This window comes from Gottfriedia sp. NPDC057948 (assembly GCF_042887255.1).
In the GTDB taxonomy this organism is placed as follows: Bacteria; Bacillota; Bacilli; order Bacillales; family Bacillaceae_G; genus Gottfriedia.
In genome coordinates, this window is record NZ_JBHVPN010000004.1 from 34,668 (window position 1) to 60,723 (window position 26,056).

The 26,056-nt window shown below is 32.6% G+C and carries 29 protein-coding genes; 16 read left to right on the forward strand and 13 right to left on the reverse strand.

Annotated elements, in window-relative coordinates; all coding sequences use genetic code 11:
• Positions 1 to 170 precede the first annotated feature (170 nt).
• The 3 genes from cccA to ACFVRR_RS08580 all read left to right on the forward strand — a co-directional run bounded on the left by cccA (position 171) and on the right by ACFVRR_RS08580 (position 2,624).
• Complete coding sequence (gene cccA / locus ACFVRR_RS08570) at positions 171 to 527, forward strand: cytochrome c550 (protein ID WP_387327096.1); 357 nt, start codon at positions 171 to 173, stop codon at positions 525 to 527.
• Positions 528 to 801: 274 nt separating this feature from the next.
• Positions 802 to 1,509, forward strand: coding sequence for a tRNA (adenine(22)-N(1))-methyltransferase (locus tag ACFVRR_RS08575; protein WP_335480540.1), 708 nt, complete (start codon positions 802 to 804; stop codon positions 1,507 to 1,509).
• On the forward strand, positions 1,506 to 2,624 hold the full coding sequence (locus ACFVRR_RS08580) for a Nif3-like dinuclear metal center hexameric protein (protein ID WP_387327100.1): 1,119 nt from the start codon (positions 1,506 to 1,508) through the stop codon (positions 2,622 to 2,624). Before ACFVRR_RS08575 ends, ACFVRR_RS08580 begins: the two co-directional genes overlap by 4 nt.
• Before the next feature lie 59 nt (positions 2,625 to 2,683).
• On the opposite strand, the gene ACFVRR_RS08585 is transcribed toward ACFVRR_RS08580, so the two are convergent.
• Together ACFVRR_RS08585 and vrrA are read right to left on the reverse strand one after the other, a co-directional pair.
• Positions 2,684 to 3,628, reverse strand: a complete 945-nt coding sequence (locus ACFVRR_RS08585; RefSeq protein ID WP_387327103.1) for a 4-hydroxy-3-methylbut-2-enyl diphosphate reductase — start codon at positions 3,626 to 3,628, stop codon at positions 2,684 to 2,686.
• Positions 3,629 to 3,709: 81 nt separating this feature from the next.
• Entirely contained in the window at positions 3,710 to 4,498 is a 789-nt protein-coding gene (gene vrrA, locus ACFVRR_RS08590) for a VrrA/YqfQ family protein (RefSeq protein WP_387327106.1), read from the reverse strand.
• A 225-nt stretch (positions 4,499 to 4,723) separates the two neighbouring features.
• Between vrrA and ACFVRR_RS08595 the strand changes: the two genes are divergently transcribed.
• The gene (locus tag ACFVRR_RS08595; RefSeq protein WP_387327109.1) at positions 4,724 to 6,031 is read left to right on the forward strand and encodes a DEAD/DEAH box helicase; all 1,308 of its coding nucleotides are present in this window, start codon (positions 4,724 to 4,726) and stop codon (positions 6,029 to 6,031) included.
• Positions 6,032 to 6,283: 252 nt separating this feature from the next.
• Positions 6,284 to 7,177 (forward strand): deoxyribonuclease IV, encoded by an 894-nt coding sequence (locus ACFVRR_RS08600; RefSeq protein ID WP_387327111.1) that lies wholly within the window; start codon positions 6,284 to 6,286, stop codon positions 7,175 to 7,177.
• 368 nt (positions 7,178 to 7,545) lie between these two features.
• Here the strand turns inward: ACFVRR_RS08600 and ACFVRR_RS08605 are convergent, their stop codons facing one another.
• The 3 genes from ACFVRR_RS08605 to ACFVRR_RS08615 form a co-directional block, all read right to left on the reverse strand.
• On the reverse strand, positions 7,546 to 7,845 hold the full coding sequence (locus tag ACFVRR_RS08605; RefSeq protein ID WP_387327113.1) for a hypothetical protein: 300 nt from the start codon (positions 7,843 to 7,845) through the stop codon (positions 7,546 to 7,548).
• Positions 7,846 to 7,963: 118 nt separating this feature from the next.
• A complete protein-coding gene (locus ACFVRR_RS08610) occupies positions 7,964 to 8,215 on the reverse strand; it encodes a DUF2624 family protein (RefSeq protein WP_097974270.1) in 252 nt (83 codons plus the stop codon).
• A 307-nt stretch (positions 8,216 to 8,522) separates the two neighbouring features.
• Positions 8,523 to 9,392 (reverse strand): YitT family protein, encoded by an 870-nt coding sequence (locus tag ACFVRR_RS08615; protein WP_069034159.1) that lies wholly within the window; start codon positions 9,390 to 9,392, stop codon positions 8,523 to 8,525.
• A 266-nt stretch (positions 9,393 to 9,658) separates the two neighbouring features.
• Between ACFVRR_RS08615 and ACFVRR_RS08620 the strand changes: the two genes are divergently transcribed.
• From ACFVRR_RS08620 to ACFVRR_RS08635, 4 genes are all read left to right on the forward strand, one after another.
• Positions 9,659 to 10,435 carry a metal ABC transporter ATP-binding protein gene (locus ACFVRR_RS08620; RefSeq protein ID WP_387327118.1) on the forward strand — a complete coding sequence of 259 codons (777 nt, stop codon included), beginning with the start codon at positions 9,659 to 9,661 and terminating at the stop codon, positions 10,433 to 10,435.
• Complete coding sequence (locus ACFVRR_RS08625) at positions 10,432 to 11,268, forward strand: metal ABC transporter permease (RefSeq protein ID WP_097974274.1); 837 nt, start codon at positions 10,432 to 10,434, stop codon at positions 11,266 to 11,268. Before ACFVRR_RS08620 ends, ACFVRR_RS08625 begins: the two co-directional genes overlap by 4 nt.
• A 7-nt stretch (positions 11,269 to 11,275) precedes the next feature.
• Positions 11,276 to 11,686, forward strand: a complete 411-nt coding sequence (locus ACFVRR_RS08630) for a Fur family transcriptional regulator (protein WP_069034156.1) — start codon at positions 11,276 to 11,278, stop codon at positions 11,684 to 11,686.
• Positions 11,687 to 11,832: 146 nt separating this feature from the next.
• Positions 11,833 to 12,000 carry a DUF4083 family protein gene (locus tag ACFVRR_RS08635; RefSeq protein ID WP_387327122.1) on the forward strand — a complete coding sequence of 56 codons (168 nt, stop codon included), beginning with the start codon at positions 11,833 to 11,835 and terminating at the stop codon, positions 11,998 to 12,000.
• A 199-nt stretch (positions 12,001 to 12,199) separates the two neighbouring features.
• Here ACFVRR_RS08635 and ACFVRR_RS08640 read toward each other — a convergent pair whose 3' ends face one another.
• The 3 genes from ACFVRR_RS08640 to ACFVRR_RS08650 all read right to left on the reverse strand — a co-directional run bounded on the left by ACFVRR_RS08640 (position 12,200) and on the right by ACFVRR_RS08650 (position 14,029).
• Positions 12,200 to 13,198, reverse strand: coding sequence for an NADP-dependent oxidoreductase (locus ACFVRR_RS08640; protein ID WP_387327125.1), 999 nt, complete (start codon positions 13,196 to 13,198; stop codon positions 12,200 to 12,202).
• Between the two features lie 40 nt (positions 13,199 to 13,238).
• Positions 13,239 to 13,574, reverse strand: coding sequence for an ArsR/SmtB family transcription factor (locus tag ACFVRR_RS08645; protein ID WP_387327127.1), 336 nt, complete (start codon positions 13,572 to 13,574; stop codon positions 13,239 to 13,241).
• Between the two features lie 212 nt (positions 13,575 to 13,786).
• Positions 13,787 to 14,029 carry a hypothetical protein gene (locus tag ACFVRR_RS08650; protein ID WP_387327129.1) on the reverse strand — a complete coding sequence of 81 codons (243 nt, stop codon included), beginning with the start codon at positions 14,027 to 14,029 and terminating at the stop codon, positions 13,787 to 13,789.
• A gap of 765 nt (positions 14,030 to 14,794) precedes the next feature.
• Between ACFVRR_RS08650 and ACFVRR_RS08655 the strand changes: the two genes are divergently transcribed.
• Positions 14,795 to 15,577, forward strand: a complete 783-nt coding sequence (locus tag ACFVRR_RS08655) for an SDR family NAD(P)-dependent oxidoreductase (RefSeq protein ID WP_387327131.1) — start codon at positions 14,795 to 14,797, stop codon at positions 15,575 to 15,577.
• Positions 15,578 to 15,723: 146 nt separating this feature from the next.
• Here the strand turns inward: ACFVRR_RS08655 and ACFVRR_RS08660 are convergent, their stop codons facing one another.
• On the reverse strand, positions 15,724 to 16,155 hold the full coding sequence (locus tag ACFVRR_RS08660; protein ID WP_387327134.1) for a VOC family protein: 432 nt from the start codon (positions 16,153 to 16,155) through the stop codon (positions 15,724 to 15,726).
• Positions 16,156 to 16,451: 296 nt separating this feature from the next.
• Between ACFVRR_RS08660 and ACFVRR_RS08665 the strand changes: the two genes are divergently transcribed.
• Together ACFVRR_RS08665 and ACFVRR_RS08670 are read left to right on the forward strand one after the other, a co-directional pair.
• Positions 16,452 to 16,907 (forward strand): hypothetical protein, encoded by a 456-nt coding sequence (locus ACFVRR_RS08665; RefSeq protein WP_387327137.1) that lies wholly within the window; start codon positions 16,452 to 16,454, stop codon positions 16,905 to 16,907.
• 224 nt (positions 16,908 to 17,131) lie between these two features.
• Positions 17,132 to 18,742, forward strand: a complete 1,611-nt coding sequence (locus ACFVRR_RS08670; RefSeq protein ID WP_387327139.1) for a M20/M25/M40 family metallo-hydrolase — start codon at positions 17,132 to 17,134, stop codon at positions 18,740 to 18,742.
• Between the two features lie 224 nt (positions 18,743 to 18,966).
• Here ACFVRR_RS08670 and ACFVRR_RS08675 read toward each other — a convergent pair whose 3' ends face one another.
• Together ACFVRR_RS08675 and ACFVRR_RS08680 are read right to left on the reverse strand one after the other, a co-directional pair.
• Positions 18,967 to 19,098, reverse strand: coding sequence for a hypothetical protein (locus ACFVRR_RS08675; RefSeq protein ID WP_387327142.1), 132 nt, complete (start codon positions 19,096 to 19,098; stop codon positions 18,967 to 18,969).
• An 85-nt stretch (positions 19,099 to 19,183) separates the two neighbouring features.
• A complete protein-coding gene (locus ACFVRR_RS08680) occupies positions 19,184 to 19,948 on the reverse strand; it encodes an arylamine N-acetyltransferase family protein (protein ID WP_387327144.1) in 765 nt (254 codons plus the stop codon).
• Positions 19,949 to 20,385: 437 nt separating this feature from the next.
• On the opposite strand from ACFVRR_RS08680, the gene ACFVRR_RS08685 reads away from it, so the two are divergent.
• The 4 genes from ACFVRR_RS08685 (at position 20,386) to ACFVRR_RS08700 (ending at position 24,357) form a co-directional block, all read left to right on the forward strand.
• Entirely contained in the window at positions 20,386 to 21,438 is a 1,053-nt protein-coding gene (locus ACFVRR_RS08685; RefSeq protein WP_387327821.1) for a sulfate ABC transporter substrate-binding protein, read from the forward strand.
• 107 nt (positions 21,439 to 21,545) lie between these two features.
• Entirely contained in the window at positions 21,546 to 22,376 is an 831-nt protein-coding gene (gene cysT, locus ACFVRR_RS08690; protein ID WP_387327147.1) for a sulfate ABC transporter permease subunit CysT, read from the forward strand.
• A 2-nt stretch (positions 22,377 to 22,378) separates the two neighbouring features.
• A complete protein-coding gene (cysW, locus tag ACFVRR_RS08695) occupies positions 22,379 to 23,263 on the forward strand; it encodes a sulfate ABC transporter permease subunit CysW (protein ID WP_387327150.1) in 885 nt (294 codons plus the stop codon).
• Positions 23,264 to 23,274: 11 nt separating this feature from the next.
• Positions 23,275 to 24,357, forward strand: coding sequence for a sulfate/molybdate ABC transporter ATP-binding protein (locus ACFVRR_RS08700; protein ID WP_098566179.1), 1,083 nt, complete (start codon positions 23,275 to 23,277; stop codon positions 24,355 to 24,357).
• A gap of 60 nt (positions 24,358 to 24,417) precedes the next feature.
• Here ACFVRR_RS08700 and ispG read toward each other — a convergent pair whose 3' ends face one another.
• Together ispG and ACFVRR_RS08710 are read right to left on the reverse strand one after the other, a co-directional pair.
• Positions 24,418 to 25,518, reverse strand: a complete 1,101-nt coding sequence (gene ispG / locus ACFVRR_RS08705; protein WP_098233313.1) for a flavodoxin-dependent (E)-4-hydroxy-3-methylbut-2-enyl-diphosphate synthase — start codon at positions 25,516 to 25,518, stop codon at positions 24,418 to 24,420.
• A 117-nt stretch (positions 25,519 to 25,635) separates the two neighbouring features.
• Complete coding sequence (locus ACFVRR_RS08710; RefSeq protein WP_097974294.1) at positions 25,636 to 25,968, reverse strand: hypothetical protein; 333 nt, start codon at positions 25,966 to 25,968, stop codon at positions 25,636 to 25,638.
• Positions 25,969 to 26,056: the final 88 nt, after the last annotated feature.

Sequence of the window (26,056 nt, forward strand, 5' to 3'; positions counted from 1 at the left end):
ATATAGAATTTAATTCTTTATAGTAGGAAGGTTTATATAATTTTGAAATCGTTTAACAATTTTTAAATTTATCCAATATAATACTTTTTTTATTGTTTTTAATCGTATACAATAATAATGTTATAGTAATTAATTTTATTTTTTTAAGGGGTTACATAAGGGGGATCATAATGAAACGAAATCCATTAATTCCTTTTGCTCTAATTGCAGCACTAGGAATCGCAGTCATGCTAATTATTTCATTAAAAGGAGCAAAACAGGCTGATGAAATTGCCAACGGTGATAAAAAACCGGCGCAAACAGCATCAACTAAGCCTGATGAAATATATGCTCAAACATGTGTTAGCTGTCATGGTGATCAATTACAAGGGGTTGTAGGACCAAACTTAACTAAAGTAGGTTCAAGATACTCAGAAGATCAAATCAAAGACATTCTTAAAAACGGTAAACAAGGCGGAATGCCAGCTGGTTTACTACAAGGACCACAATTGGATGCTGTTGCTAAATGGTTATCTGAGAAAAAATAAGCAAGCATATAAAATGACCTCTTCGTTAGAAGGGGTCATTTCACTGTTTAATCAAATTTATAATAATTTGAATTTCAGACTGCTTGAAAAAGCTTTCTTTCGAGGCGCGAAGGTCGAAGATGAGCGGAGTTACCTAAGACGGTAATGACACCGCAAGCGGCCATTTGTCAGGTAGTCTGAAATGACCTCTTCGTTAAGAAGGGGTCATTTTGGTTTCTTGACTACTATAGTGTAAAATGATGTTATGAAAATAAAATGAAATGGTGATTTTGTTATGAATGAAGTTAATTTATCAAATCGTTTAAAAAGAGTATTTGATTACATACCAGAGGGCACGAAATTAGCTGATATTGGATCAGATCATGCTTATTTACCTTGTTATGCAGTTTTAAATAAAAGATGCACCTCAGCTATTGTAGGGGAAATTACTGAAGGTCCATATAATTCAGCACGATCTACGATTCGTCAAAGTGGGTTAGAAGGAATTGTAGAAGCGAGAATGGGAGACGGGCTAGAGGTTTTAGTACCGAACGAAGTAGATGTCATAACAATAGCTGGAATGGGTGGTTCTTTAATTTCGAGCATATTAGAAAAAGGTAAAGAAAAACTTCAAGGTGTTGAAACGTTAGTGTTGCAACCAAATATTGGTGCAAATCAAATTAGAAATTGGCTTGATTATGAAGGATATTCTCTTGTGGAAGAAGATATATTAGAAGAGGATGGAAAAATCTATGAAATTCTAGTAGCTTCTAAATCAAATCCAAATAGTGCATACAGTGAAAAGAAAGATATGGAGCTATTTATAGGTCCTTACTTATTAAAAAACAAAAATGATGCATTTAAGAAGAAATGGGAACATGAAAAAAAGAATTTTGAAAGAATCTTAACTCAACTTGAATCAGCAAAACAAACAGAGGAATCAGTTCAGAAGATGAAAGAAGTTGAACAGAAACTTGAGTGGATAAAAGAGGTGCTTTCATGAAATCGATAAATGGTTTTCAGCTAGTACAGCAATTTGAAGAACTATTCCCTAAGCATTTAGCTGAGGAAGGTGACCCAAATGGTCTTCAAATTGGTACATTATCAAAACAAGTGACAAAGGTATTAATTGCATTAGATGTCACAAAAGAGGTTGTAGAAGAGGCAATTTCAATTGGTGCAAACCTAATTATTGCTCACCATCCTATTATCTATCGTCCTTTAAAAAAGATTGATACAGACAGTGAACCGGGTAAAATAGTGGAACTTTGTATTAAACATGATCTAGCTGTTTTTGCAGCACATACAAATGTTGATATCGCAGAGAACGGTGTAAGTGATTTTTTAGCTGAAGCTTTACAATTAGAAAATACGAATGTTCTCGCTCCAACTTATGTAGAAAAATTAATTAAGTTAGTTGTATATGTACCGAAAACACATGCTGAAATTGTATTAAATGCAATTTGTGATGCTGGAGCAGGTCATATTGGTCAATACAGCCATTGTAGCTTTAGTTCGAATGGAACAGGGACATTTATACCGTTAGAGGGGACAACACCATTTATTGGGCAACAGGGGCAATTAGAAGAAGTTGATGAGGTAAAGCTCGAAACAGTTGTTCCACAATTAAAATTAAAACAAGTGCTAAAAGTGATGCAAAAAGCTCATCCGTATGAAGAAGTGGCATATGATACATACACACTAGAAAATGAAGGCAAAACATTCGGGATTGGGAGAATCGGAAGCCTTAAAGAAGAGATTTCATTAGAAGAATTTGCACATTATGTAAAAGAGAAATTAGATTTACAAGGTGTAAGAGTGGTAGGGAACTTAAGTGATCGAGTAAAAAAGGTTGCTATTGTAGGTGGAGACGGAAATAAGTTTGCCTATCATGCAAAAAGAAATGGTGCAGATGTTTATTTAAGTGGTGATATATATTACCACGTAGCACAGGATTGGAAAATGCTTAATTTAAATATAGTTGATGCAGGTCACAATATTGAAAAAGTGATGAAATTAGGTGTTAAACGTCTTTTAGATAAAAAATTAAAAGAAAAAAACATGGCTTGTGAAATTATCGCTTCAACGATTCACACTGATCCATTTACATTTATTTAAACGTTTTTTGCGAATTAAAAAATAGGACTTCCGGTTTAAAAATCCAGAAGTCCTATTTTTTAGTCTTTTATTCTAACTTTAGGTAGTATTTTACTTAATTCTACTCCAGATTTTGTATCCCAAGTGCTTTCATCGTTTGGATCATACTTCTCCAAAAATGCGATAACTTCACGTGTGATCGGTGTTGGAGTAGAAGCTCCAGACGTAACAGCTACAGTCTCAACGCTCTCTAACCATTTTAACTGAAGTTCAGTTATATCTGAAATACGAAATGCCTTTGTTCCTGCAATTTCATGCGAAACTTGTGCAAGTCTATTTGAGTTATTACTCATAGGGTCACCTACAACAATTGTTAGATCTGCTTGGCTAGCTTGATCAGCAATTGCTTCTTGACGAACTTGAGTTGCCATACAAATTTCTTTATGAACATGAGCAGTCGGGTACTTTATAATTGCGTATTGAATTAATTCAACTACGTCCCATTGGCTCATAGTTGTTTGATTTGTAATGATAATTTTATCAGTAGGAATTTCTAAAGCATCAATATCAGATTTATTTTGAATTAGGTGAACAATCGAAGGTGCGATTCCAACTGCGCCCTCTGGTTCCGGATGTCCTTTTTTACCAATATAAATAAAGTGATAGCCTTCAGCCATTCGTTCTTTAATTAAATCATGAGTTTTCGTTACATCTGGACAAGTCGCATCAATCGTCGTAAGCCCTTTTTTAATTGCTTTTGATTTTACTTCTGGAGAAACTCCGTGAGCCGTAAAAATAACAGTACCTTTTTCAATCTTATCTAGGATATCTAATCTGCTTGGACCATCTAAAGTAATGATACCTTCTTCTTCAAATGCGTCTGTAACATGTTTATTATGAACAATCATACCAAGTATATAAATTGGTCTTGGTAATGATGGATCTTTAGCTGCATTTCTAGCAATGACCATTGCATCTACAACTCCGTAGCAATAGCCTCGTGGGGTAACTTTAATAACTTTCATGGAGTAGCCCCTCCTTTATAATATTGTTGTCATTTTTTATTATAAAGGAGGGAGATACTACTATACAAAGAAAAAGAAAATTTACATAAACAATTTTGGTTTTGGATTTACGTTTGATGCAGTTTCTTCAATATTAAGAGATGGTTCTATTACTTCTGACTTAATTGGAGCTTTCTTTCTTTTTTTGGGTTTTGTTTCTTCTGTTTGCACAGCATCTATTATTCCATTTGAATCATTTTTTTTACTTTTTTTTGTGTCGACCGGGTCGTCGGTATTTACTGCCTTAAATATTTTATAGATTGAAGGGAAATTTTTAATAGCAGGAGCGTATTGTTGAATCATTGGCGTGACTTGTTGAGCTGCTTGAACAGCTTTTTGCATACCACCGATGACACCTGTAATTGAAGTGTCTCCTCCCATTAATCGCGAGAAAAAACCTGGACTTCCATCATCTTCTTTTTCGGGTGGTTGCCCAGTCATTGGGTAATGATTTTGTGATCCTTGTTGCTGATAATTACTACCGCCCTGTGGCTGCATTACTGGCTGGTTTTGAAAAGGAACAGGTTGTAAAATTTTATTTTGGCTTATATATTGTTGATGTGCGTTTAACTGTGGTTGATATGAAATTGGTTGTTGATAATGACCTTGTTGCCCAACAATTTGTTGGACAGGTGGATAAAACTGTTGTTGTTGTTGCATATAAGGTTGCTGATGTGATTGGGGATATGGGTATCGTTGATCAAAATTTGGTCTTGCACCGTATGGATTTTGTAAATTTTGATAAGGCTGTTGATAACTATTATAAAAATTTGGACCGTTCATAGGAAAAGGCTGTTTATTTTTTTTCTTAAATTTATCAAGTAATCCCATTCTAATACCTCCTTTCAAAAATACTCTTTATTACTTAGGCTATGCACATAATTTGAAATGGTTAGTATAGGACAGAATAAAAATTAAAATGCTACTAAAGAAGAAAGAAAAATTATAATTAGCTTTATTGGGCTAATCTATTGTATAATAGATAATTGTAGCTATTTTGTAAGAGGATATAGTTTCCTCATTACATAGAAAGTTTAAATTAAGAAGGTGAGTTATATGGCAATTTCATTTAAAAATTTTCAATTAAAACCATTTATTTTGGAAGCGATAGAGAAGAAACACTTTACAGAACCAACAGAAATTCAACAAAAGATTATTCCTCAAGTTAAAACTGGACGTAGTGTAATCGGTCAATCGCAAACAGGGTCAGGAAAGACTCATGCATATCTAATTCCGACAATTAATACGTTAGATCCATCTTTAGATCAAGTGCAATTAGTAATAACTGCTCCAACTCGTGAATTAGCGACTCAAATTTATAATGATGTTCAAGCAATCATTGAATGTTGTCCAGAAGATGAGCAATTAACTGCAAAAAACTTCGTTGGAGGAACCGACTACAAGCGTACTGTTGAAAAACTTAAAAAACAGCCACATATTGTAATTGGGACTACTGGACGTATTAAAGATTTAGTAAATGATAATGTATTATTAGTTCATACTACGAGGTATTTAGTAGTGGATGAAGCAGATTTAATGTTAGATATGGGATTTATCCATGATGTGGACCAAGTTGCATCAAAAATGCCAAAGAAACTACAAATGCTTGTTTTTTCGGCGACAATTCCTGAGAAGCTTAAACCGTTTTTGAAAAAGTATATGGAAAATCCTGAACATATTCATATTAATCCGCAACAACTTTCAGCTCAGAAAATTGAACATATTATTGTTCCAAGCCGACATAAAGACAAAGTTAAAATGACTAAAGATATTTTATTAAGTTGTCAGCCATATTTAGCAATTGTCTTTACAAATACGAAGAAAAAGGCTGAAGAAGTTGCTACTCAATTAGCATCATATGGCTTAAAAGTTGGTCAAATTCACGGAGATTTAACTCCTCGTGAACGTAAAAAAATGATGAAGCAAATTCAAGATTTAGAGTTCCAATATATTGTTGCTACTGACTTAGCTTCCCGAGGGATCGATATTGAAGGTGTAAGTCATGTAATCAATATCGAACTACCAGCAGATTTAGACTTTTATGTCCACCGTGTAGGACGTACAGGGCGTGCAAACTTCTCTGGAACTGCTATTACAATTTATGATCAAGAAGATGAACAAGCATTAGACAAACTTCAAGATCGTGGAATTACATTTGAGCATCGTGAACTTAAAAATGGTGAATGGGTTGATTTAGGACCTCGCTCAAAACGTAAGCTACGTAAAAGAACTGATCGTAATTTAGATGCAGTTGCTGGTAAAGCAATTAAAAAGCCATCTAAAGTTAAACCTGGCTATAAACGTAAACTGAATGAACAAAGAGAATCATTTAAAAATAAAGTGAAAAGAAAAACGAGTAGATAGTTTGAAAAAAGAAAGGAAGAATATTCCTTTCTTTTTCTTTTACACTTTAAGAAAGTATAAATTGGCAACGAGGAAGTTAATTCGACGTGGTAGCAAATTTTAGGAATAAAGTATAAGTGCAACTAAACCTCTGTCTTCGCCTAAGACTTGCCAATCGGCAAGTTTTCTTTATAAACAGGCGAACAATTTAACCATAATTGATTTTCATGTTAAAATGGTTATTATGATTAATTAAGGTAGGAGCGAAAAAGAATGTTACGAATAGGATCACATGTTTCAATGAGCGGTAAGAAGATGTTTTTAGCCGCTAGTGAAGAAGCTGCAAGCTATGGCGCTAATACATTTATGGTATATACAGGTGCGCCTCAAAATACACGACGTAAAGCAATTGAAGATCTAAATATTGAAGCGGGTTTAAAACATATGGCTGAAAATGGAATTGCTAATATAGTAGTCCATGCACCATATATTATCAATATTGGAAATACGACAAATCCAGCTACCTATGAATTAGGTGTTGAATTTTTACAAAAAGAAATAGACCGTACAGCAGCATTAGGAGCAAAACAAATCGTATTACATCCAGGTGCCCACGTAGGCGCTGGTGAAGATGCTGGTATCGACAGAATTATTCAAGGTTTAAATGAAGTATTAACTGCTGAAACTCCAGTACAAATTGCGCTTGAAACAATGGCTGGAAAAGGTTCAGAATGTGGTAAATCATTCGAAGAAATAGCGAGAATTATGGAAGGTGTACATTACAACGATAAATTATCAGTTTGTTTTGATACATGCCATATTAATGACGCTGGTTATGATATCGTTAATGATTTTGATGGTGTCTTACAGCAATTCGATCACTTAATTGGGATCGATAAAATAAAAGTACTTCATATTAACGATAGTAAAAATCCAATGGGAAGTCGAAAAGATCGACATGAGAACATTGGCTTTGGGTCGATTGGATTTAAAGCATTAAACTATATTGTTCATCATCCACAACTAATGGATATCCCTAAAATTTTAGAAACTCCATATGTTGGTGAAGATAAAAACAACAAGGTACCACCGTATAAATTAGAAATTGAAATGTTACGCAATCAAGAATTCAACGAAAACTTAATTCAAGAATTATTGAAAGCTTAATTCAAAGAACCAGCTCATTTTAAATAATGGGCTGGTTTTCTTTATTTTCTTATTGGACTGCAAATAAAATCTGGAAATCGCAATTAAAATCGGTAAAACTGCAATTAAAATTAGAGAATCGCAAATAATATCCAACATTACCCATACCCCTAGAAGTATAACGACTTGGAAATCAGATAAAAGTAGATACCTTTAAATGAATTCTAGCAAATATGCTCTTATTCTTACTTAAGTGAATAATAAACTGTTAATTATTTTTAAATTATCAGTTACAAATAGAAAGCAATACCCTACTAGCACTAGTAATAAAAAAAGGGCACCCATAAGTCAGTTAATCCGACTTATGAAACAGCCCCATTCAATCTAGTTTATAATTCTATTTCTATAACCTTCTTTAACTTACTATCCAAATATGAAGCAATTATTTTTCCGTCAATAATTCTTTTCACAGTGACAACATTACTAACTAATTCGTGATCATGTTCGTCTAAGTGCATTAATTTAATATAGACCACATGTGCCTTGTCACGTTCGATTAAACTACTAGCGATATTAAGAGCTAAGTTATGGCTTAAATCATCCATATGAAACATGTGTTTGAATTTCACTTCGTCATCTGTTTCTTTGTCTAAATAAATTATTTCATAATGTAGCTCATGCAAATCCATATTAATCCCTCTCATTTCGTTTTAAAATAGTTAAGTGATTCTTTGTATGAGCATTATATGATTTGTGAAATGAGTAGAGTTATAAATTAAAGCTTTTTAATGAACATTTAAACCAAGCTTAAGTTAGCTTTTGAAAAATAATATCAACTTGTTGTGCAGTGGCTTTAGAGGTAACATTTGCAATTTGGGAAAGAATTTGCTTTTTATGTTCAGCGTCATAAATATTATAATTTTTCCCGTTTAATATTGCAGCCACTTTATTGGCTTGATCTGGCGTAATATACACTTGATATTGCTGGCTTAATTTTAATAAATCCTTTGGTGTTATACTATTTACCTTTTTATTTATGAGTGTTTGGATAATATTCATTCTGAACCTCCTCTTGGGTGAAATATTTCATCAATAAATTTTATGAAGGGTTGTTATAAATAATGAGCATAGGACACTAATATCAATTGATTTTTCAAAAATAATATGGATAACAGTGGGAGGCAGTGCAAAAAACTGTACTGATTTCACATGGAGATTCAGGAGAAAATAAAAGACACTCCTATTCGCGGTATCTTATAACTGGATCATTGAGGCGTCGTAAAGCGGATTATTTGAACAACTCAATTAAACTATTAAAATAGAAAAGCTTGAATTCATGATAGAATTCAAGCTTAATTGTTTACTATTAGTGGATTGCTTTCTTCTTAAACTTTCCGCCTTTGACATCTGCTATATTTCCGATTGCTACAAAGGCATTTTCATCATAGTCTTCAACAATCGATTTTAATTTTGCTTCTTCAAGTCTTGAAATGACTGTAAAGATGATTTTTTTATCTTCACCCATAAAGCCACCTTCGCCATGAAAATATGTAACTCCTCGACCTAATCGGGCATTTAATGCATCACCGATTTCTTTATCATTATCACTAATAATCCAAACAGATTTAGTATCCTGGAACCCTTCAATTGTTAAATCAATTGTTTTAAATGCTACATAATAGGCAATTAATGAATACATAGCATTATCCCATCCGAATACAAATCCTGCACTTCCGAGAATAAATACATTAAATGCCATAACAACCTCACCAATTGAAAAAGGTGATGATTTTGTTAAAAGTATTCCTATAATTTCAGTCCCATCAAGTGAGCCACCATTACGAATTACTAATCCTACGCCAATTCCTAAACCTAATCCACCAAATAATGCAGCCAGTAAAGGGTCATTAGTTAAATGAGGAATGTCCTTAAAAAGAGAGGTAAATACTGAAAGTACAGTGATACCAAATAAAGTTGAGATAGCGAATGTTTTACCGATTTGCTTATAACCTACTATTACAAAAGGTAAGTTTAACAAGAATAGAAAAATACCGAGATTAATCGAAGTAATATGGGAGAGGATCAAAGAGATACCTACGATTCCACCATCAATGATATCAGTTGGAATAAAGAATGCTTTTAAGCAAGCTGCCATCAATGCAGCTCCTAGTGTGATAAAAAACCCCCGTCTAATAATCTTAAAATTTGAAAGCTTACGATGTGTAATTGCGTTCAAGAAACCACCTCTTTATCTATATTTATATGATAATTGTAACACATTGTATTTTTTGTCACAAAGTGATAAGTCTTTTTTATTAAAAATACATTAAAAATCCACTAGAGGAATTAAGGGATTTAAAGTTTTGATAAAGATATAATAAATTAAAAAACTTATAAATATTTTGCCGAGTTTTCTTTGTTTACAAATAAGAAGTATTCTCTTATACTAAGAACTTGAAGTAAAACGTAATTATTCCTAAATAGATGAAGGTGTTTTAATAAATGAGTCAAGATATCATAAAAATTGAAGATTTGTCTTATAGCTATGAACGTCAAAATGTATTAACAGACATTAATCTTCTAGTAAAAAAAGGAGACTTTTTAGGTTTAGTTGGTCCAAACGGTAGTGGCAAATCAACTTTACTAAAATGTATATTAGGTATCCAACAACCAGATGAAGGAAAAATAGAGATATTCGGTACAGATATTCGAAAAATGAAAAGTTGGGATAAGATTGGTTATGTATCTCAAAAAGCGAATAGTTTTAACTCTGGATTTCCAGCATCGGTTTTTGAAGTAGTATCATTAGGTCTTGTTTCTAAAATTGGATTGTTTAACGGTTTTAAAAATTCGGATAAACAAAAAGTCGCTGAAGCGTTGAAGTCAGTTGGAATGTATGAATTTGCAAATCGTAATATCGGCGAACTTTCAGGTGGACAACAACAGCGTGTCTTTATTGCACGAGCACTTGTAAGTAATCCAGAACTATTAATACTCGATGAACCAACCGTTGGGGTAGATGCTGAAAATGTAGAAAGCTTTTATCAATTACTTAGCGATTTAAATACTAAGCTTGGTATTACTTTATTATTAGTTTCTCATGACATTGGCATTATTACGGATAAAGTATCACATGTTGCATGTTTAAATAAAAGACTACACTTCCATGGTAGTCGAGATAAGTTTAAAGATGCTACTGAGAAGGATTTGTCTCTTCTATATGGCCATTCTGTGCATGTACTATCTCACAATCACGAGAATGGAGGAGATCGAATATGATGGATTTCTTTCATTATGATTTTCTGAGAAATACATTAATCACTGGTATGATAATTGGAGTTATGGCTCCATTATTAGGTGTATTTGTTGTATTTAGAAGATTATCACTTATTTCTGATGCACTGAGTCACGTGACTTTATCAGGAGTTGCAGCAAGTCTTTTACTTGAAAAGTTTTTCTTTACATCAGGCTTTATTAGTCCTTTATTTATGGGGATGACATTTTCAGTTGCAGGAGCATTTTTAATTGAAAAACTAAGAAGTGTTTATAAACATTATCAAGAGTTAGCAATTCCAATCATTCTTTCAGGAGGAATGGGATTAGGTGTCATTTTAATTTCACTAGCTAATGGATTTAATACAGATCTATTTAGTTATTTATTCGGTAGTGTTAGTGCTGTGTCACAAGAAGATTTAATTACTGTCATAATTATAGCTGTTTTTGTAGTAATATCTATCATAGTACTTTATAAAGAATTGTTCCTATTATCATTTGATGAAGAATATGCAGTTGCTTCAGGTATTAATGCAAAATGGATTCATTATTTGTTTATCTTATTAGTTGCTTTGGTAGTATCCATTTCTATGAGAGTTGTAGGTGTTTTATTAGTATCATCTCTAATGACTTTACCAGTAGCAGCGAGCATACGAATTTCGAAGGGTTTTAAGCAAACAATTATCTTTTCTATTATTTTCGGAGAGTTTTCAGTAGTTGCAGGTATTTTACTTTCTTATAATTTAAATCTCGCGCCTGGTGGTACGATTGTGATCCTGCAAATCCTTATTCTTATTTTTACTTTAAGTTTGAAGAAATTAAGAACGAGACAAAGGTAGTGATTAAATGAAATTAGCAGATGCATCAAAATTACTAAAAGAAAGAGGCTTCAAAAATACGCCTAAACGATATGATATGCTTGAATATATTTTTAGGCAAAATAAATATGTAACTGCAAGAGATATTCAACAAGCATTAAAAGATAAATACAAAGGACTTAGCTTCGATACGATTTATCGTAATTTATCAACATTTATTGAGGTTGATGTAGTGGAAGTTACAGAACTAGATGGTGAAAAACGTTTTCGATCGAAGTGCTCTTCCTCAGAGCATCATCATCATTTTATTTGTTTAGATTGTGGTAATACAAAAAGTATTTATAGATGCCCTATGGACAATTTATCTGTTGATTTACCTGGTTATACAGTACAAAGTCATAAATTTGAGATATACGGTCTTTGTCCAGAATGTAGTTGAATTCTATCCACTTTAGAGAGTACAGTTGTACTCTCTATTTATTTTAGGAATAGGTACATGTTACATAATTTTCCAATTTCGTTTATACTTTAATTAGAAGTGAGAAATTATTTTAATGCATTTAAAATAAGGAAGGTGTAAAAGGTATGGCTATAGGAGATTTATTCTTTCAGTTGATTGTATTTTTAATACCAGTTGCTATTATTATTTTAGTAGTATTTATTTTTCGTTCCATTAGGAAAAATAGGCTTCAAATGCAGATGGTTGAAGCAAAACTTGATAAGATAAACGAAAACTTAAAAAAAGATTCATAGGTTTTATAAAATTTAATTGTTGGTTTTAAACTAAAAAAAGGTTGTCTAATTAGACAACCTTAAAAACTCTGATACAACTAATGCATGAAATAGTTGCATTAGGACTTATCTATTTACTTTCTTCATTAGGGACGAACTCATTTGACCATGTTCCGATTTAGTAATTTAAATCAAACTTGGATTCTGAAAAATTTGTTATCTATCTAATTTTTAAAATTATTTTCCCCTTAGCTCTTCCTAATTCCGAGTATTCCATCGCCTTTTGAGCATCCTTAAAAGAAAAAACTTTATCAATTATGGGTTTAATTTTACCTGATTCAATATAGTTTGATATAATACTTAATTGATCTCCACTTGGCTTCATAAACAAAAAAGTATATTGAACATTATACTTTTTTTCTAGCAAAGTTAGTTTATAGCTTGCTGCTGAAAATAACATTGTTTTAAAAAATCCAGAACCATATTCTTTAGCAAATCGAGCGTTTGGTAAACCTGAAACGGAAACAATATTCCCACCGTTTTTTAGAACATTAAATGATTTTTCGAGTGTTTCTCCACCAAGTGTATCAAATACCGCATCATAATTTTTTAATTTTTCTTCAAAATTTGTACTTTTGTAGTCGATAACTTCATCTGCACCGAGAGATTTTACCAAATCCATCCCTTTTGCACTTGCAGTTGTTACAACGGTAGCACCCATTAGTTTTGCGAGCTGAATAGCAAAGGTACCGACACCGCCAGATCCAGCATGAATTAAAATCTTATGTCCTTTCCGTATTTGAAGAATGTCATGCAGAGCTTGATATGAGGTTAATCCAACGAGTGGGATTGATGCTGCTTCCTCAAAACTCAAATTTTTAGGTTTTAATGCTATATCCTCTTCATGAACTGCAATATATTCAGCAAACGTTCCCATTTTCTGTTTACGTGGACGCCCATAGATTTCATCTCCAACATTAAAACGAGTTACATTTGCTCCAACCTTTACGACTACACCAGAAAAGTCATTTCCAAGGATAAGTGGCATTTTATATTTTAGTAACATCTTGACTTTTCCATCTCGTATCTTAAAATCAACAGGGTTAATACTAGCTGCATGTATTTCTGCAAGAACTTCATTTTCTCCAATATCAGGTATCTTCATTTCAACCATATGCATCGGGACTTTACCATACCGTTCAATTACCATTGCTTTCATTTACGATCCCTCCAAATAACAGACGATTCACAACTACGTTTCAATAAAATTTTTGCAATAGATCTTCAATGTCCTTCACAAGATCTTTTAATAAACCTAATTTTGTTCGTACATCTACAAAATAAAAATTTTTTGTCCCTTCTTTACGCATTAAAATTACACCCGCATCTCGCAAAATCCTAAGATGATGTGACACAGCAGGACGAGAAAGATGTGTTTGTTGAGTGATTTCACCTACACGTAATCCTGTTTGACAATCAGTTCCCATTAACACTAACAAGATGGATTGACGAGTTTCATCTCCAATCGCCAATAGCACTTTTTGGCAATTAATAAAATCCTCTTTGATTGTATTTAATTGGTCAAATTTGTTCATTCAATTAGTTCCCCCACAAATCAGTTTAATTGTTTAAGTTGATGAACCATTGTACAAAAAAACAATATACTATTGTTGTATTCCACGCAATATTGAGAAAGTAAATCGAGACGAATCAATTTATAAAAAAACGATTTCCACATTTGGAAATCGACTTTTTTAGTTCTTTTGTAATACACAGCGTTAGATGCATATCAATGTAAGATTGAAACTTATGGTACGAATAGAACAATAAATAACATAAGTAATACCATTCCAATAGGGAATGCAATTAACAATTGCTTCCATTTTTGAAAGTTAATAATAAATACTAGAATTGATACTATTACAAAAATCCATCTAGATAATGTTTCACTAATGTTTAATGTATCTGGTAAATACATTGCAGTTATAAATAAAAGGATCGTCCAAAATATTGAGTATGTAATAATATTTAAAACCAATTTTAAATTCATCGTCGCCAGTTCCTTTTTTACCTTTTATATTGATAATATCATATAAATCTCTATTTATATTATTGAATTAAGATTAAGTTACATTACAATATATTATTCTTTTCACGCTGTTGAAAAACAACCTTGTCAATTAAATTACCAAATTTTCGTAAAAGGCGAAGAGTGATGTTGATTTCCACTATAGGAAGCTCGCTTTCCATGGGGCGAGATTCTTTCGCCTCCTCGGCAAGCCTGCGGGGTCTTTAGCCTTCCCGCTTATCCCATAGAAGTCGAGCGTCCCTTTTGTTCCAATCAACTTATTCATCAAAAAAAGTCATCAATAAATGCTAATCAAATAGCCTTTACTAGAGTAACCTAACTGTTTATATTAATCAGTTTAGGTCAATAAATATCGAACATTAATTAAACTAATCAATTGAATTTATTTTTCTAAAGATTAGCTCATAATATTTTTAACTTCTGAAAAAAACAAAAAAATCATTATTAGTGTTATTGGAATCATGAAATTGCTCAAACATATTAACATTTAAAACTATTAATAGCATCCAAAAAATGATAATGTCATCATTCATAAATGTTCATTTAATTTCCGTTGTCCCTATTGACCATTTAATATTTCAACCCTCTGAAGACAATATATTATTGTCTTTTTTTCTTTTATAAGGTATAGTAAATATCACCATATGCGTTTAAATGTTTAAACGTATAATCTTAATTTAAATTAAAAGATAAATAATATAAATCGACGGGTAGGGAGAAATAACGATGAAGTCAAATGAGACTGTATTAATTACCGGTGCATCCGGAGGAATTGGTAAAGAATTAGCTATTTTATTTGCAAGGGATGGATTCGATTTAATTTTAGTAGCAAGATCGATTGATAATTTAATGGAAGTAAAAAATGAAATTGAATCAATGTCGAAAGTAAAGATTCATCTATTTTCAAAGGATTTATCTAAGGAAGAGGAAATAGTTTCTTTACAAAGGGAATTAAATGCGGAAACTATTCAAGTTGATTATTTAGTGAATAATGCTGGGTTTGGATTATTTGGGGAGTTTGCAACTACAAATTTAGACGAAGAGTTAAACATGATTGATTTAAATATACGGACAGTAACACATCTTACAAAATTGTTTCTAAAAGGGATGATTGATCGAAATAAGGGTGGAGTGATGAATATTGCTTCTACTGCAGCATTTCAGCCTGGACCATTAATGGCTGTTTATTATGCTACAAAGTCTTATGTTCTTTCTTTTACGGAAGCACTTTCGAATGAAATGAAAGGAACAAATGTTAAGGTAACAGCTGTTTGTCCTGGTGCAACAGAAACGAATTTTGGAAAACGTGCTAATATGCATGAATCAAATCTATTCCAAAGTGGAGTAGGGAATGTAAAAGATGTTGCTAAAGTAGCATATAGGGGATTTAGAGATGGAAAAACAATTGTGATTCCTGGTATGACGAATAAAATACTAGCAAATTCTGTTCGTTTCATGCCAAGAAAATTAGTTACGAACGTTGTAAGGTATATCCAAAGAAGAATATAATTTTTAAAACGACTCGGACATAATTGGCCGAGTCGTTTTTTGCTGATAAATTATGTATAAATTTTAACTAAGAATTTTTTAGAATATGGAAGTTTAGAACGATGTAACAAGCAATCTGTTCAAGAATAGATAATTAATAAATGAAATTATTGCTGCCCGGCAGGGTGTGTAAATACTTGAAAAAGTACGCCAAATTTATCTACTACTTTACCATAACATGGGCTAAATCCAGTATCTTGTAATGGTAACTCTACTTCGCCACCTTCTGAAAGGCCTTCAAAAAATCGTTTTGAAATTTCAATTTCATTTGTAGAAATACAAATTGTTACTTGGTTTCCACTTTGGAACGGGTAACCAGGATAAGTATCTGAAAGCATTAATACTGATTTTCCGATTTGGATCGTTGCGTGCATGATTAAATTATTAGCATCAGACGGTATCTTTCCTTCTGAATCCTCTCCAACTTCTCCATAAGTTTGACTAAATAATACCTTTGCATCAAGTGCTTTTTCATAAAAATTGATTGCTTCTTGAGCATTTCCATCCATGATTAAATAAGGGATTAATTCTAATGACATGTTCCACTTCACTCCTTGTTTAACTATTAATTTTGTTAAATTGAAAGAACTTAAATATTCTAAAACGCTTGTCTATCTTTTACCATATTCTATTCGATCCATATCTAAATTATAAAATAAAGAACATACGTTTGCAATATTGACTATTTTAAAGTTTTTCGACATAAAACGGGAACTTTTGTTCTTTTTTTATTTGTTATTTTATCCGTTAAATAGAGGGGAATTACCTCTATTGTTGAATAGTATGCATTAGGGCAAGATGTTTAATAAACTTATAGCCTAGGAGGCTGAGTGGTTTGCAGGAGCTCAAAAAATATAGAAGAAATGTCTTCATATTATTGTTTGTTATATTTATTTCATTTATAGGACATTTTGCGAACTCATTGCCAATTGTTAGTAGAAGAATCTTAGAAGGGATTCTTTGGCTTTCGCTAATTAGTTGTTTTGGAATTATAACAAATGGAGTAATTAAGTTTAGTCAAAAAATCGGTAAATTAGCATACTTCTTTGTTTTAGGTAGTTTAATTAGTGCGATTTTTGCATTTACAATCGAAACTTTCAATACAATAAAGGTTATATCATTTTATATTTATTATATTTGTCTTTTTGCGAGCTTAATTACTGGTGTAGTAGCAATTATAAAAGAAGAAAAAGGGTTAGCAAAATTATCGGGATTTATTTTAATGTTCTTATTTGGACTAATTTTTGTGTGTACTTTTATTGTGTGGAATATAAATGGTGCGCAATATTAAACGTCAAACTGCTTGCCAAGCACTTGTAATCAGTCTGACAAACAAGTTTAAATACTGCTATTAATTTTTCCATCTAGAAATAGATGGTTTTTTATTTTAACGTTTTTACTATTTAAAAAAGGTATTAAGTTACATTTATAGAATAGGTGAGATATTGATTGAATTACCCATTTCCAATTAGAGATAGTGAAACTAAAATTACAGAATGATTATGGGGGACAGAAATGAATAAGATGTTATGGAATTCACCTGAAAAGTTGAAAACATTACTTTCAGAATTAGTAAGCTGGAAAAGTATAACGCTAACAGATGGGGAACGGCAATTTCCTATTAATTTATTTAACAAGCTATCAGCTTTACAATATTTTAAAGATTTACCAAATCAACTGAAGTTACATGATTCAGATAAAGGTCGTAAATTTTTAACTGTATTGTATAAAAAGCCAGATGTTAAAGATACGATTTGTCTTATAAGTCATTTTGATACTGTAAATACAGAAGAATATGGTGAGCTTGAACATTTGTCTACCAAAACAGAAGATTTAACAAATGCTTTTCATGAACGGCTAAATGAATTATCAAAAGAAGTTCAAAGTGATTTGAATTCTGGTGAATATTTATTTGGTCGTGGTTCGATGGATATGAAAATGGGACTTGCGATGCATATGAGTCTTATTGAGAAAGCTAGTATTGAGGAATGGCCGATTAATCTTTTGTTATTAACTGTTCCTGATGAAGAGGTAAATTCGGCTGGAATGCGTGACGCGGTCTCAACTCTTGTAAATCTTCAGGAAGAATATGATTTAAATTTTAAATTATTTTTAAATGGTGAGCCCGTATTTTCACAAGAACCAGGTGATCCAAAGTATTATATTTACTCTGGTACAATAGGTAAAATAATGCCAGCCGCATTATTTTATGGTAAAGAAACTCATGCTGGAGAACCATTAAGTGGCATAACATCTCCATATATTGCATCTTTTTTAACTAGAAAAATGGAGTGGAATGAGGAGTTTCAAGAGATTGATTTTGGTGAGAAAACTCCGTTACCTGTTACATTACAGCAGAAGGACTTGAGGTTAGAGTATTCGACTCAAACACCTTTTCGTTCATGTGCGCTATATAATGTATTTTTAATGAAAAGAAATGCTTCTGAAGTTTTTAATCTGTTCGAAAAAGTAGCACAAGAAGCTGCTGAAGAATGTAGTTTTGAATATGAAAATATTTGTAAAAAACAAAATGTAAATCCAGTAGGGAAAGTAAAAGTTATCCAATATACAGACTTGCAGCAATATGCTATTAGGAAGCTCGGCGAGGATTATGTGTTAAATCTTAAAAAAGAAATTCATTCGCACAGTGAATGGGATGATCGTGAAAAGTCCTTTAGAATTGCAGACAATTTAATGATTGAATGTCAGGAGCTTGCACCTGCTATTATCATATTATTTGCACCACCTTACTATCCAGCAATAAATTCTACTGGAGATGAGTTAGTGGAGAAATGTATTCAATTTTCTGCTGAGCTTGCTAGTAATCAGTTTAATTTACCCGTAAAACGTATTCACTATTTTAATGGAATAAGTGACTTAAGTTATGTTAATTACAGTGATTCGCTTGGCGGATGGACAGCATTTGAGTCGAATACACCAGTATGGGGAGATAGTTATACTCTACCTTTTAGTTTAATGGAAAAATTAAATGCACCTGTGTTAAATATCGGACCGTTCGGAAAAGATGCGCATAAGTTAACTGAGAGGTTACATATGAGGAATGCATTTGAAGAAGTACCTTATATAGTAGAAGAAGTGATTCATATGATTAGTAAATTGAAATGAGAAAAATAAAACCTTCTAATATAGAAGGTTTCAGACTGTTGACAAACGCTCGCTTTCTTCGTTGCTTCGCCTATCTGCGGTGCTCATTACCGTCGTCTAGGGTAACTCCGCTCCTCACCAAGCTTCGCGCCTCGAAAGACAAGCGCTTGCAATCAGTCTGAAAATCAAGTTTATATTACTTTGTCTACACACTAAAAACCTTCTAATATAGAAGGTTTATTTTTTTAGTATTCTATTTCTTCAATATCCTTTGGCTGAGGAAGTGGTTGGTTATTTTGTTTGCTCTGAATTATATTATTTATTTCGTCTTCTCTTCTTTCTCTTATAATGCTGTTTTGCTTTTCGCGATTTTTCAATTTATTTGCTCCCTTCACTTCGATTACAGTTAATTTGTGCAAAAATAACTAATTTATTAGAAGTTTGAAGGCATGGCCAAATCGTTTAACCTTTTATTTCTGCTTTTTGATTAAATAGATTATTAAAAATTGATTGCCACTCATCTTGACTTTTTATTTCAGTTATACAGATTCGATGATTTTTGGTTACTTTTAATTGGTGATCTGATAACGAAATTCTTCCTTCTTTCGTTAATAAGTTGACGATTTTATATTGGGTGAAAATTGTTTCATTACTGGTTTGGAAGTAATGAAATTGTTCTTCAAATTGTTGGAGCTGTTTTGGAATCATTGAAATGAATAGTAAATCCTTCCAAGTTCCAATGAATTTTTGAAGGATGAAATTCGAATCGTCTTGTTCAATCATTCGATAAGATCCGTTTGAATCTGAGTATTCATAATGGTCACGAAGCAAGAGTGGTTCTAAAAAACCGCCACCAATTCCTACGTCTGCGAGATAGTTTTGATCGTCAATTTTTACTAATATAGATAAATGTGAGAATTCGGGATTCCAAAACTGTTTTTCTTCATTCCAAAATTTGGTTGAAATAAATGATACATTGAAACCTAATTCCTGTAAGACTGAAAAAAGCAATGAATTCGTTTCAAAACAAATCCCACCTCGCTTACCTGTAGCTATTTTTTTCATAATTTCAGAAGGATTCATTGAGAGGGGTATTTGAGAAATAATATCGATATTTTCAAATGGAATTGAGAGTAAATGGTGCTTATGAATTTGTTTTAATGAGGAATATGAAATTGTTTGGGTTTTATTTAAACGGATGTGTTTAAAATATGACTCGATTAGCATTAAATCCTCCATAATATGTAATGTAAATAGTAAATATAATGAGTATACAATGAGGATTGTATAAAAAGTGAAAAATAAGAGAAATAATTTGGAAATTTCTAAAATCATAGTTGACACATAGGAATAGTGTGTTTATTATTAAGCTTATATAAAAAATCAATATGGCTGATTGGAAGACCAAAGGCCCTTAACTATTTTCATTAGTTAAGGGTCTTTTTGCACTTTAAAAAGATAAATTGGCAGCGATGAAGAGTATTCGGCGGGCTACCAATTAGGAATAAAGTATAAGTGCAACTACGTCTCTGCCTTCGCCTAAAACGCTAGGCAATCGACAAGTTTTCTTTACATTTGTGCCTTAAAGGGGAGATTCTAATGTGTTGAAGTGTAGAGATGGGTACAAATAAAAATCGGAAAATTGAAATTGAGAGGGGCAGATCATTGTGGGGGCAAAGAAATGGATTATTAGCTCGGTAGTTGTTGTATTAGCAGTTTCGGGAGTATTGTATGCGACCTTGAAGGATGATAAATCTGAGGCTACTAATACTGAAGCAGCAAATAAAAAAGTGGAATTGTTAAATGTTTCTTATGATCCAACTCGTGAATTATATGAAAATTATAATAAAGCTTTTAGTAAGTATTGGGAAAAAGAACATAACCAAACTGTAACAATTAAACAGTCCCATGGTGGTTCTGGAAAACAAGCTAGGGCAGTAATCGATGGTTTAGATGCTGATGTAGTTACACTAGCTCTTGGATATGATATTGACTCGATCAATGAAAAGGCACAACTAATATCCCCTAATTGGCAAAAAGAATTTAAATACAATTCAACTCCTTATACATCAACAATTGTTTTTTTAGTAAGGAAAGGAAATCCGAAAAATATTAAGGATTGGGATGATTTAACGAAAAAAGGAGTTCAAGTAATTACTCCAAATCCTAAAACTTCGGGTGGCGCAAGGTGGAATTATTTAGCTGCTTGGGGCTATGCAGACAAAAAATATAATGGTGATGAGAAAAAAGTAAAAGCGTTTATGAAGAAATTATATAAAAACGTTCCAGTATTAGATACTGGTGCACGTGGTTCAACAACTACATTTGTTGAAAAAGGAATTGGAGATGTATTAATTGCATGGGAAAACGAAGCATTACTTTCAGTGAAGGAATTAGGTGAGGGGAAATATAATATTGTATATCCTTCGATTAGTATTTTAGCTGAGCCACCTGTTGCGGTTGTTGATAAAAATGTGAAGGAAAAGAAAACTGAAGAGGTGGCAAAGGCCTACTTATCTTATCTATATAGTAAAGAAGGCCAAAAAATCATTGCCGAAAATTATTATCGTCCGAGAGATAAAGAGATTCTCGCTAAATATAGTGAACTATATCCTAGCCTGCCATTGTTAACAATTGATAAAGATTTTGGTGGATGGAGTAAAGCTCAATCGAAGCATTTTGATGATGGTGGGGTATTTGACCAAATTTATCAATAATACCTAATTGGAAAATAAGGAGGACATTGGACTTTATTGGGCGTTTTACTAGCGCTTAAGCCAAGTCTTCTTTATTTGATTTTTATTTTAAGGAGGATTGACATAATTTGTTTAAGAAGCGGAAAAGAATCCTACCTGGATTTGGATTAACCTTTGGATTTTCAATATTATATATCAGTTTTTTTATTTTTCTGCCAGTATCGATGCTGTTCTTACATTCTTTCGATATAGGTTGGTCAAAATTTATAAAAATTGTTAGTGAACATAGAGTACTAATGTCTTATAAAGTTAGTTTTGGAACTGCCTTTATTGCGGCGATTATTAACGCTGTTTTTGGTTTATTAGTAGCTTGGGTGCTTGTTCGTTATCGTTTTCCTGGAAAACGAATTGTAGATGCATTCATTGATTTACCTTTTGCATTACCGACTGCAGTTGCTGGTATTACTTTAACAACATTGTATTCTCCTGATGGTTGGGTTGGAAGATTTTTCTCTTTCAAAATTGCTTATACACCACTCGGGATTATTATAGCTCTTACATTTATCGGGTTACCATTTGTAGTTAGAATGGTTCAACCTGTTCTTGAAAATTTTCAAAAAGATGTTGAGGAAGCAGCGGCAAGTCTAGGGGCAAACCGTTTTCAAATTTTTTGGAAGGTAATTTTTCCAGGGATTTTACCAGCATTATTGACTGGATTTTCTTTAGCATTCGCAAGATCTTTAGGTGAGTATGGGTCAGTCGTGTTTATTTCGGGAAATATGCCAATGAAGACTGAAATTACACCCTTGTTAATAATGACAAAATTAGAGCAATATGATTATTCAGGTGCAACTGCACTTGCAATTGTGTTATTAGTAACTTCTTTCTTACTCTTATTGATCATTAGTATTTTTCAAAGATACGCAAATCGTGCTTTTGTTCAAGGGGGTAAGAGTTAAGAATGGAAAGAGAATTCAAGATTGAAAGAAATATAGAAGTGAATGCTACTAGTACCGAGAAAAAAGCGAAATTGAACGGGAATACGTTTCCGATTATTTTAATTAGTATTGTCATACTTTTTTTAGCGATATTTTTATTTCTTCCATTAGTTTCAATTTTTATAAAGGCTTTACAAGATGGTTTTGGAGTTTATAAAGAAGCGATTGTAAATGATGAGACATTAGCAGCAATTAAATTGACGTTTTTGGTAACGATTATAACGTTACCACTTAATGCGATTTTTGGCGTTTCAATTGCTTGGGCTACAACGAAATTTAATTTTAAAGGAAAAAATATATTAGTAACGTTAATTGAACTACCTTTTGCAGTGTCGCCAGTTGTAGCAGGATTTTTATTTGTTCTATTATTTAGTCCGAATCATGGGTTTTTTGGTGGTTGGTTAAAGGAACATAATTTGAAAATCATTTTTTCAACCCCAGGAATTGTTCTAGCAACAATTTTTGTCACATTGCCTTTTGTAGCGAAAGAATTAATTGCGGTTATGCAGGCTACAGGGAGTGCTGAAGAGGAAGCTGCACTAACTTTGGGTGCGAACGGATGGCATATTTTTTGGAAGGTGACACTTCCGAAAATAAAATGGGGACTTTTGTATGGCATTATTTTATGCAATGCAAGAGCGGTTGGAGAATTTGGTGCTGTATCAGTAGTATCTGGACATATTCGTGGAGAAACAATTACTATGCCACTTCACATTGAAAATTTATATAATGAATACCAATTTCCACAAGCATATACAGTTGCGTCACTCATGTCCATTTTTGCGATTCTGACATTAGTTATTAAAAATATAATTGAATGGAAAGTTCTAAAGGAAGAAAAACAATAGGAGCGGATTGTATGTCAATTAAAGTTTCAAATGTAATAAAAAGTTATGAAAATGAAACTGCCTTAAAAGGAATTGATTTAAATATAAAAAAAGGGGAATTGGTTGCTTTATTAGGGCCATCCGGATCGGGTAAAACAACATTGTTGCGAATAATTGCCGGTTTAGAAAATCCAGATTTGGGTGAAATATTTTTTGAAGATCAGGATGTAGCAAATGTGCAGGTAAAAGAAAGAAATGTAGGATTTGTATTCCAGCATTATGCTTTATTTCAGCACATGACGGTTTTTGAAAATATTGCTTTTGGTTTGAAGGTTAGACCAAGAGCAACACGTCCGTTAAAAAGAAAAATTAATGAGAAAGTAATGGAATTACTATCTTTAGTAAAATTAGAAAGCTTTGCAAATCGATTTCCTTCTCAATTATCTGGTGGACAAAGACAGCGTGTTGCATTAGCTAGAGCATTAGCTGTTGAACCAAGTGTATTATTATTAGATGAACCATTTGGGGCATTAGATGCAAAAGTTCGAAAGGATTTAAGAAGATGGTTACGTAAACTCCATGATGAAATTCATATTACGAGTATATTTGTAACACATGATCAAGAGGAAGCACTTGAAGTTGCAGATCGAGTTGTCATTATGAATGGCGGGACGATTGAACAAATCGGAACACCTGAGGAAGTATACCATACGCCAGCAAGTCCGTTTGTTTATGATTTTCTTGGCAAAGTAAATTTATTTCATGGAAGGATAAATAAGGGGAGCTTAATAAGTGGAGGATTAGAAATTCCATTGCCAGAATTAGTTGAACAAGAACATAAAGAACATAAAGAGGTTACGGGATATGTTCGACCTCATCAAATTACAATCGAAAAATTTGAAACAAATCAAACATCGATCAGTGCAATCGTAACACATATTCATGCTGTAGGACCTATCGTATATGTGGAAGTCCTACGGGAAGATACAAATGATTATGTTGAAATTGAACTCATGAACGAATTATTTTACGAACTAAATATTCAACTTGGAGAAAGAGTTTTTGTCCGTCCTAATGAATTGAAGGTATTTATTCCTCAAGATTATTCGATTTGACAAGATAGGAAAAAAATAAAAAAGGTTAAGGAGCAGTGTCCTTAACCTTTTTTGTTATGATTAACCTTTTGCTGCTTCTAGTTCAGCTAGTTTTTCTTTGGCAATGATGTCGATTTCGCGTTTTAGTTCTTCAACCATTGTTGCTTCAGGTACTTTACGTACGATTTCCCCGTGACGGAATAGTAATCCTTCACCACGAGCTCCAGCAATACCGATGTCTGCTTCGCGTGCTTCACCAGGACCGTTTACTGCACATCCAAGTACGGCAACCTTAATTGGTACTTTTAGTGTTGAGATGTACTCTTCAACATCATTCGCAATACTAATTAAGTCAATTTCGATTCGACCACATGTAGGGCAAGAAATTAAAGTCGCAGCGTTTGAAGATAAACCGAAAGATTTAAGTAATTCTCTTGCAACTTTTACTTCTTCAACTGGATCTGCGCTTAATGAGATACGCATTGTATTTCCGATCCCTTTACTAATGATTGCACCTAAACCAGCGGCACTTTTAACTGTACCAGCAAACAATGTACCTGATTCAGTAATACCTAAATGTAAAGGATAATTGAATGCTTTTGAAGCTTTTTCATATGCCTCAATTGCTAGGTTTACATCAGATGCTTTCATCGATACAATGATGTCATGGAAATCTAAATCCTCAAGAATTTTAATGTGATGTAATGCACTTTCAACCATTCCATCAGCAGTTGGGTAGCCATATTTCTCTAAGATTCGTTTTTCTAATGAACCAGCATTAACACCGATACGAATCGGAATTCCTTTAGCTTTAGCAGCATTTACTACTGCTTCTACTTTTTCTTTACGACCAATATTACCTGGATTAATTCTTATTTTATCTACTCCGCCTTCAATTGCTTTTAAGGCTAATTTATAATCAAAGTGTATATCTGCAACAAGAGGTATGTTAATTTGTTTTTTAATATCAGCGATTGCATTTGCAGCTCTTTCGTCTGGTACTGCAACTCGAACTATCTGGCATCCAGCTTCTTCAAGTCGTTTAATTTCTGCAACTGTTGCTTCAACATCGTGTGTTTTTGTCGTTGTCATACTTTGGATTGAAATTTCATTTGCTCCACCAACAACTACATTACCTACTTTAACTGCACGTGTTTTACTTCTATGTGTAATTTCGTTCACGAGTAACTCGCTCCTTCAAAAATAACTTTATTTCTATTTTGTATAAATCTACATTATCATATTTTCTTCATGATTACTCATTTTATCAACTGGTTCTAAAGAAATATATCACAAATTTTATTTTTGTGAAGAGTAAATTGGGAATTTATATGATTTTCCACTTTGAATTTTAGTAGGTGAAAGTCCATTGTTTAATGCACTAAAATCTTTTGTAATTTGGCTAATCGGCTGGTTAAAATCAGGGTTAAGATTTTCGATAATTCCTAAAACAGTGTCACCGTTTTTAACTTGAATTTTTTCATATTTTGGAAGTGAGGTTTCTTTTGTTTCTGATTTTGTTGCTTTTGCCACAGTAGCAATATGTTTAGTTGGGATCGTCCCTACTTGAAGGTCAAAGAATATTATATATGCAAGCAATAAAGAACCTAGTAAAAAAGCTATTTTTTTCATTAATCATCACTCCTTTTGTAGACTATATGCTTGTCCACAACGAATATTCCTACTAGGAGCTTGGACTAATAAATATTTTAGCAAAAAA